Raw genomic sequence first — 7,219 nt, 5'->3', positions numbered from 1 at the left:
TTGTTCGCTAACAGCATCCGTCCAGCGCGAACCCGCTTTCTGGTCGCTTCGTCCATCTTCCCTGCCATGCAATCGACTCCCGATCAACGCCTTGATCAGATAACGCGTCAGACTCGAATCGGTTGTCATGATTTATACAAGTCTCAATAGGGTCGCGAGTCGTACTTCCTCTTCAGCATGCTGATGCCCAGTATGATTTACGAGTCGTCGTCCGCAACGTCGCTCAATAGCTTTTTGCACGGCGTGTGGATAATTCGGCTTCGAGGGTGCGCCTTGTGAGTGTGCCGTTGCCGATCAGCATGACGGACAACGCGACTGCCAACGTCTTCATGTGCTCGCCCTTCTTCCTGTTTACGGTGACTCATCCACGGAGCGGATATCGTGGAGGCCCTTAGTGTTACCTTTCGAGTTTTCTTACTGGGATACCTGACTGGCGGTCTCGTCGCGATTTTCTGGGGTCAGCCTACCGATGGCACGCGAAGCCGCAACAACAATGCCACAGCCAATCAAGGCAATCCCCAGAATCAATTGCAGACCTGCAACGGGAATACTGGCACGCAGTTGGAACGCTGCGAAGAAGCAGACTACGGCGTTCACTCCATACAGAAGAGCAAGTAGGTTTTCGTGCTCCCGCGCTGCCAACGCTGGCGGGGAGCATTCACAGATTCAAGTCGACCAGATTGAAGCTCGCCCAAAGCAACCATGGAGCGCTGGTTGCCGGCCCATCCGGGGTGACAACTCGTTCGCTGTTCTGTTGAGCGGTATGTTTCATGCCTGTTCCTATGCTGACGTCAAGATGCCTATGGAGCGGGAAGCGGCGAGCTATCCGAGTGACCCGACATTTGGCCTGCCAAGCGGTGCGGCCCTGCGATATTGCAGGGTGAGCATGATTACCCCCAGCAGACCGGCGATGATGCCCGCCAGCATCCCCAGGTACCCAAGCCGGTCCAGGAGCACGCCCGCCAGTATGGGCATCACCATCCGCGTCAAGGCGAACAGGCTGGACTGAATGCCATAGTCAAGCGCGGTCAAGCCCGGGCGGGTGTGGTACATCATCAGGCCGAACAGCAAGCCGGCGGAGGCCCCCACTTGAGGATCGCCGGAATGCCGGCGCGCTGGAACAGCCCGATGGCTGTACCGGACCAACCATGCTGTCGCATCACCAGCGGCAGGCCCAGGTACAGGTAGATGACCGGCGCGGTCAGGACGAGATTCAGCCACAACAAAGCAGTGTTGATTGGTGATGCCGCGCACCCCATGGTGCCATTCCATGGCCAAGGCATGAATTGCGCGCTCGAAAATGCGGCTTCGCTTGTCGCAAATCTTCAGCAGCATTCCGCAAATTTCGGGGCGGCGCCGAGCGCCTATGCCATCCAGGCTATGGCGCTGGAGAACTACGTTGAAATGCGCCAGCGCGTCAGCACGGCCGACATCTGCTAGAGCGGGAACTGGCGGCATGGCACGCTATCCGACCCGGTTTGTGCCCCGTTACAGCATGGTGACCTTCAGTGGCTTGCCCTATGCGCTCACCTACGAGCGCGGCAAGATTCAAGCTGGGATACTTCGGCAGAGCATTGCGGGGTGCAACTCGTTCGACCAAGTCAACCTGGCCGCAGTGGAACACAATGTGCTGGAGTGCCTCGACGCACTGCCGGTTACAAGGAACGCTGCACATGAAAGGTGAGGCACTCTCCGCACTTCATCGACATGGTCATCCATAGGCGGGACTTTCACGACAGGAACTTGAGCGCGAATACTCCCTGAGCTCTGTCGCGCCCGAGTTCAAGACGGTACTAGAGGAGTACCGACGCCTGAGCTGGATACTGTCCATGCCCTCCCCACGCCAGCGATACTGCGCTCAAGCACTCGCCCACATAGATGGACAAGAAAATGCCGGCTGCTGCCGGATTCCAGTGGAGTGCACTGGAATGAAAAAAGGGGCCGAAGCCCCTTTTTTCAAAGACCCACGGACTTCGATGGAAGTCCGCGGGCATCATATCTGGAGCGGGAGACGAGGCTCGAACTCGCGACCTCAACCTTGGCAAGGTTGCGCTCTACCAACTGAGCTACTACCGCTTTTTGGCTCCCCGACCTGGGCTCGAACCAGGGACCTACGGATTAACAGTCCGGCGCTCTACCAACTGAGCTATCGGGGAACAAGTTCCGTCTCAATCGAAACGGAGGCCGGATTGTACAACAGCCTTTTGCGTTTTTGAATAGTTTTTTTCGCTCAGCGTGGATCGGCTGCGATTGGCTTGCTTCTCGCTCGCTTCTCGCGCCTCTCGCAGTTGCCGCCTCAAGCGCTGAGGTGCCGCAAGTCGAGCACGCGCTGCGCCTTGCCCGTGGCGGTGGTCTTGATCTCGCCGGCATTCAGGACGCGCACGGCCGTGGAAACGCCGATCATCGTCTTCACCCGGTGCTGCAGCTCACGTGCCAGCTGCGCGCGCTCGCTTTCGGCCAGCGAGGCGCAGATCTCCGCGCGCACCTCCACCGACACGGACAGCGAATCCATATGCCCGTCGCGCGTGATGCACAGCTGGTAGTTGCCGCTCAGCCGGGCAATGCCGAGAATCAGCTCCTCGACCTGGCTCGGAAACACGTTGACGCCGCGAATGATCAGCATGTCGTCGGAGCGGCCCGTGATCTTCGCCAGCCTGCGCATCGAGCGCGATGTCGGCGCCAACAGCGCGGTCAGGTCGCGCGTGCGGTAACGGATCATCGGCATGGCTTCCTTCGAGAGCGAGGTGAATACCAGTTCGCCGTGGCTGCCGTCGGGCAGCACTTCGCCGGTGACCGGATCGATGATCTCGGGATAGAAATGGTCCTCCCAGACCACCGGGCCGTCCTTGCTTTCAATGCACTCGGACGCCACGCCCGGGCCCATGATCTCCGAGAGGCCGTAGATGTCGACGGCCTGGATGCCCGCCCGGGTCTCGATCTCGCCGCGCATGCCCTGAGTCCACGGCTCCGCGCCGAAGATGCCGATCTTCAGCGACGACTCCGCCGGGCTCATGCCCTGGCGTGCCATCTCGTCGATCAGGTTGAGCATGTAGGACGGCGTGACGAGAATGATCGACGGCTCGAAATCGCGGATGAGCTGTACCTGTTTCTCGGTCTGCCCGCCGGACATGGGCACGACCATGCAGCCGAGCCGCTCGGCGCCGTAATGAATGCCGAGGCCGCCGGTGAACAGGCCATAGCCAAACGCGTTGTGCAGCGTGTCGCCACGCCGGCCGCCCGCCGCACGGATCGAGCGCGCCGTCACGTTGGCCCATGTGTCGATGTCCTTCGCGGTATAGCCCACCACGGTTGGCTTGCCGGTCGTGCCGCTCGATGCGTGCACGCGCACCACCTCGTCCTTTGGCACGGCAAACAACCCGAACGGATAGTTGTCGCGCAGGTCTTGCTTGGTCGTGGTTGGGAACTTCGCCAGGTCGGATAGCTGGCGCAGGTCGTCCGGATGCACCCCGGCAGCGTCGAAAGCGCGGCGGTAGTGCGCCACATTGTCATAGGCATGCCGCAGCGACCATTTGAGGCGCGCCAGTTGCAGCGCCTGGAGTTCGTCGCGGCTCGCTAGTTCGATGGCTTCGAGTTCACCCGGTTGAGGAATTGGCTGGACCACGGTTGTCTCCTGAGAATGACGCGGCAAAATAGGAATGAACGGTGGCGGGAATGGGGGCGCCACGCGGCAGCCTGCCAACCTGGTCATGCGCGTCAACGGTCTTCGCCGTCATGCCGCCCAGGTTGGCAACGTGCCTGCTTACTTATGGGTAGTGCTGGATACGCAGTCGTTCAGGTGCGCTGCGGCACATGCCGCCGGCTTTGCACGACGCGGAAACGGTTGGCAACAAAGGCCGTGTCGGCAAGGCTCGCGTTGGCCGCGGGATTGGCGCCGGTGGCGTGGAAGTCGGAGAACGCCGCCGACTGGTTCACGAAGACGCCGCCCGTGAGGTTGACCGACAGCGCAACGCCGCCGGACACCGCAGCCTCGTCGGCGGCATCGAGCACCTGTTCGTCCGTGCTGTAGACCGACAGCGTCAGGGCGCCGCGCGTGCGAGCGATGCGCGCGGCGAGTTCCAGCGAATGCCGGGTGGAATCGGTGGCAATCACAAACGCAATCGGGCCGAACCATTCCTGCGCAAACGTATCCTCGTCGCGCTGGGCATCGAGCTTCAGCAGGACCGGCGTGCTGACGCTGGCTTCCGGGTAGGCCGGATGCACCAGGCGCTGGCTGGCAAGGAGCGGCACGCCCAGCTTGGTCACCTGCTCGATCCGCTCAAGCACGCCCTTGTTCTGGATCGCACCGATCAGCTCCACGGCCTTGGCCGGATCGCTAGTCAGCTTTTGCACGGCATCGGCGATGGACTGCGCCACCACCTCGAACGGGACCGTGCCTTGCGCCGTCTTGATGCCATCGCACGACACGTAGATATTCTGCGGCGCGGTGCACATCTGGCCCGAGTACAGCGCGAGCGAGAACGCGATATTGCGCGACACCGCCTTCAGTTCGTCCGCCGAGTCGATCACGATCTGGTTGACGCCCGCCTTCTCGGTATATACCTGCGCCTGCAGCGCGTGTGCCTCCAGCCAGTCGCCGTTGGCGGTGCTGCCGGTGAAGTCGATCAGCCGGATTTCATCACGCGTGGCCAGCGACTGCACCAGCGCGCCGTCATTGGGTGCGGTGGCCAGGAGGGTCACGACGTTCGGATCGAAGCCGGCCTCCTCCAGCACCTGCCGCGCGATACGCACGGTGATGGCCAGCGGCAGGATCGCGGCGGGATGCGGCTTGACGATGACGGCATTGCCGGTGGCCAGGTCCGCGAACAGGCCGGGATAGCTGTTCCAGGTGGGAAACGTGCAGCAGCCGATCACCAGCCCGATCCCACGCGGCACGACGGTAAAGCGCTTTTCCATGGCGAGCGGCGGATTCTTGCCTTGCGGCTTTTCCCAGTACGCCGTCTCCGGAATGCCGCGCATGGCATCCCACGCGTAAGTGATTGCCTCCAGCGCGCGGTCCTGGGCATGCGGGCCGCCGGCCTGGAATGCCATCATGAACGCCTGCCCGGTGGTATGCATGACGCTGTGCGCAATCTCGAAGCTCGCCTGGTTCAACCGCGCCAGGATCTCCAGGCTCACGCCGACCCAGGCCTTCGGGCCGGCCTTGCGGTATTGCAGCTGTGCCGCTTGCGCCGCCGCGATCAGCGCGTCCGGCTCTGCGTTGGGATAGCCGATGTTCAGCGCGAAGCCGAATGGCGAATGTTCCGCGCCGACCGTGCCGCCGCTGCCGGCTTGCTCGAGCACGAAGGGCTGTCCGAGCTGCGCCTTGAATGCCGCCTCGCCGTCGGCGGCAGCGGTTTCGCCGTAGGTGCGCGGGCTGGGCATCTCATTGAAGGGGCTCCAGTAGCCTCGGGTCCGGATGGCGTCCAGGGCGTGGGCAAGTGTCTTCTCGTGTTTGTCAAACAGGGCGTGATTCATTGCGGGGGCCGTATTTCTTTAAAGGATTGCGGTACTGCACTTGCTGTGCGTCGATTTACCGTTCATTTACCGTTCGTCGTAGCTGACGACAACCCGGTCGGAGACCGGATGGCATTGGCAGGTCAGCACGAAGCCGTCGTCGATCTCGTGCTGCTCCAGTGTGTAGTTCTTTTCCATCTTGACTTCGCCTTCCAGGACCTTGGCCCGGCACGTGCAGCACACGCCGCCCTTGCAGGCATAGGGCAATGCAAGGCCAGCCTTCAGGCCAACGTCCAGCACGCTGACGCCCACGTACGGCAGCCGCAGCTTGCGCTTCTTGCCGTCGATGATCAGCTCCAGATCCGCGGCCGGCGTGTCGTCGGTGATCTCGATCGGTGGCACGCCCGCTTGCGGCAGCGGCGTGCCGAAGCGCTCCACGTGCACCTTCCCGGGCGCCACGCCGGCGGCCTTGAGCGCGGCCTCGGCGGCGTCCATCATCGGGCCGGGGCCACAGATGAAGGCTTCGTCGATCTCTGCGGCGGGCACGAGCGTGGCCAGGAAGGCCTCGCATTTCGCCTGATCCAGCACGCCGTTGAACAGCTCGACCTCTTGCAGATCATCGGACAACACGTGATACAGCGAGAACCGGCTCATGAAGCGATTCTTGAGGTCTTCGAGCTCCTCGGCAAACATGATCGCGTCGACGCTGCGGTTGCCATACACCAGTGTGAAACGGCTGGTCGGCTCCGTCTCCAGCGTGGTCTTGATGATCGCGAGCACTGGCGTGATGCCCGAGCCGCCCGCGAACGCCACGTAGGACCGCGACAGCTCGGCGTTCAGGTGGGTGAAGAAGCGGCCGTCGGGCGTCATCACCTCGATCTCGTGGCCGGGCTGCAGCGTGTCGAAGGCGAAATTGGAGAATCTGCCGCCGCGTACCCGCTTGATGCCGATGCGCAGCTCGCCATCGCGGTCATAGTCGGTGACGCCCACGCAGATCGAATATGAACGGCGGGTTTCCTCGCCATCGAGATGCGCCTTGAGCGTGACGAATTGCCCTTGCGTGAAACGATATGCGTCGCGCAGGGCCTCCGGCACCTCGAACGAGACGGTCACCGCATCGGCGGTCTCGGGCCGTACCTCGCGGATACGCAGCGGATGAAATTGCGGTGTCGCCATGTTGTCGGTCCAGGTCGGTACGGTTGTCGGTACGGTTGTCAGTACGGTTTGAAGTAATCGAACGGCTCGCGGCAATCGATGCAGCGGTACAGTGCCTTGCAGGCCGTCGAGCCGAACTGCGCCAGGCGTTCGGTGTGCACGGAGCCGCATTGCGGGCATGCTGGCCGGTCGTGCGTTGCCGTGCGCGGCACGAAGCGGATGGTCTTTTCTTGCGGCGCGTGGCCGCTGCCGCAGTTGCCCATCGGGGGCGCGATGCCGTATTGCCGCAGCTTGCCGCGCGCTTCGCTGGTCATCCAGTCGGTGGTCCAGGCCGGGGCGAGCACGGTGACAACGCGATGGGAAAGGATCCCCGCGGCGTTCAAGGCCTGCTCGATGTCCTCGGCAATCTGCGACATGGCAGGGCAGCCCGAATAGGTAGGCGTGATGACGGCTTCGAGCACGCCATCATCGCCGCGGCGCACGTCCCGCAGGATGCCCAGTTCGCGAATCGACACCACCGGGATTTCCGGGTCGGGTACGGCTTCGAGCACGGTCCAGGCGCGCTCCAGCGTGGCGTCGGACTCCATCAACGTGTCAGCAGCGTTCATCT

At 62.7% G+C, this 7,219-nt stretch carries 7 protein-coding genes and 2 tRNA genes; 2 read left to right on the top strand and 7 right to left on the bottom strand.

From position 1 onward, the window contains the following. Window positions 1-822 precede the first annotated feature (822 nt). Window positions 823-1,071: a hypothetical protein gene (locus tag AC1DS3_RS06680; protein WP_441636860.1), complete on the bottom strand. Its 249-nt coding sequence runs from the start codon at window positions 1,069-1,071 to the stop codon at window positions 823-825. 186 nt (window positions 1,072-1,257) lie between these two features. Between AC1DS3_RS06680 and AC1DS3_RS06675 the strand changes: the two genes are divergently transcribed. Then, window positions 1,258-1,440: a hypothetical protein gene (locus AC1DS3_RS06675; RefSeq protein ID WP_477126872.1), complete on the top strand. Its 183-nt coding sequence runs from the start codon at window positions 1,258-1,260 to the stop codon at window positions 1,438-1,440. Between the two features lie 16 nt (window positions 1,441-1,456). Next, the gene (locus AC1DS3_RS06670) at window positions 1,457-1,684 is read left to right on the top strand and encodes a hypothetical protein (RefSeq protein WP_441636857.1); all 228 of its coding nucleotides are present in this window, start codon (window positions 1,457-1,459) and stop codon (window positions 1,682-1,684) included. 316 nt (window positions 1,685-2,000) lie between these two features. On the opposite strand, the gene AC1DS3_RS06665 is transcribed toward AC1DS3_RS06670, so the two are convergent. The 6 genes from AC1DS3_RS06665 to paaD form a co-directional block, all read right to left on the bottom strand. Then, window positions 2,001-2,076 (bottom strand) — tRNA-Gly (locus AC1DS3_RS06665). Window positions 2,077-2,080: 4 nt separating this feature from the next. After that, window positions 2,081-2,156 (bottom strand) — tRNA-Asn (locus AC1DS3_RS06660). A gap of 140 nt (window positions 2,157-2,296) precedes the next feature. Next, entirely contained in the window at window positions 2,297-3,622 is a 1,326-nt protein-coding gene (paaK, locus tag AC1DS3_RS06655; RefSeq protein WP_441640285.1) for a phenylacetate--CoA ligase PaaK, read from the bottom strand. Between the two features lie 170 nt (window positions 3,623-3,792). Beyond that, entirely contained in the window at window positions 3,793-5,475 is a 1,683-nt protein-coding gene (gene paaN / locus AC1DS3_RS06650) for a phenylacetic acid degradation protein PaaN (protein WP_441640286.1), read from the bottom strand. 66 nt (window positions 5,476-5,541) lie between these two features. Further along, window positions 5,542-6,630, bottom strand: coding sequence for a 1,2-phenylacetyl-CoA epoxidase subunit PaaE (paaE, locus tag AC1DS3_RS06645; RefSeq protein WP_441640287.1), 1,089 nt, complete (start codon window positions 6,628-6,630; stop codon window positions 5,542-5,544). A 38-nt stretch (window positions 6,631-6,668) separates the two neighbouring features. Then, entirely contained in the window at window positions 6,669-7,217 is a 549-nt protein-coding gene (gene paaD, locus AC1DS3_RS06640) for a 1,2-phenylacetyl-CoA epoxidase subunit PaaD (RefSeq protein WP_441640288.1), read from the bottom strand. Window positions 7,218-7,219 lie beyond the last annotated feature (2 nt).

The organism is Cupriavidus sp. 01L46 (genome assembly GCF_056399905.1).
This window is presented reverse-complemented; position numbering and strand designations above follow the sequence as displayed.

Excerpts from the sequence above, each read along its gene's own strand:
- AC1DS3_RS06675 (WP_477126872.1), top strand. The coding sequence starts at position 1,258 with ATGGTGCCATTCCATGGCCAAGGCATGAATTGCGCGCTCGAAAATGCG.
- AC1DS3_RS06670 (WP_441636857.1), top strand. The coding sequence starts at position 1,457 with ATGGCACGCTATCCGACCCGGTTTGTGCCCCGTTACAGCATGGTGACC.
- paaN (WP_441640286.1), bottom strand. The coding sequence starts at position 5,475 with ATGAATCACGCCCTGTTTGACAAACACGAGAAGACACTTGCCCACGCC.
- paaE (WP_441640287.1), bottom strand. The coding sequence starts at position 6,630 with ATGGCGACACCGCAATTTCATCCGCTGCGTATCCGCGAGGTACGGCCC.
- paaD (WP_441640288.1), bottom strand. The coding sequence starts at position 7,217 with ATGAACGCTGCTGACACGTTGATGGAGTCCGACGCCACGCTGGAGCGC.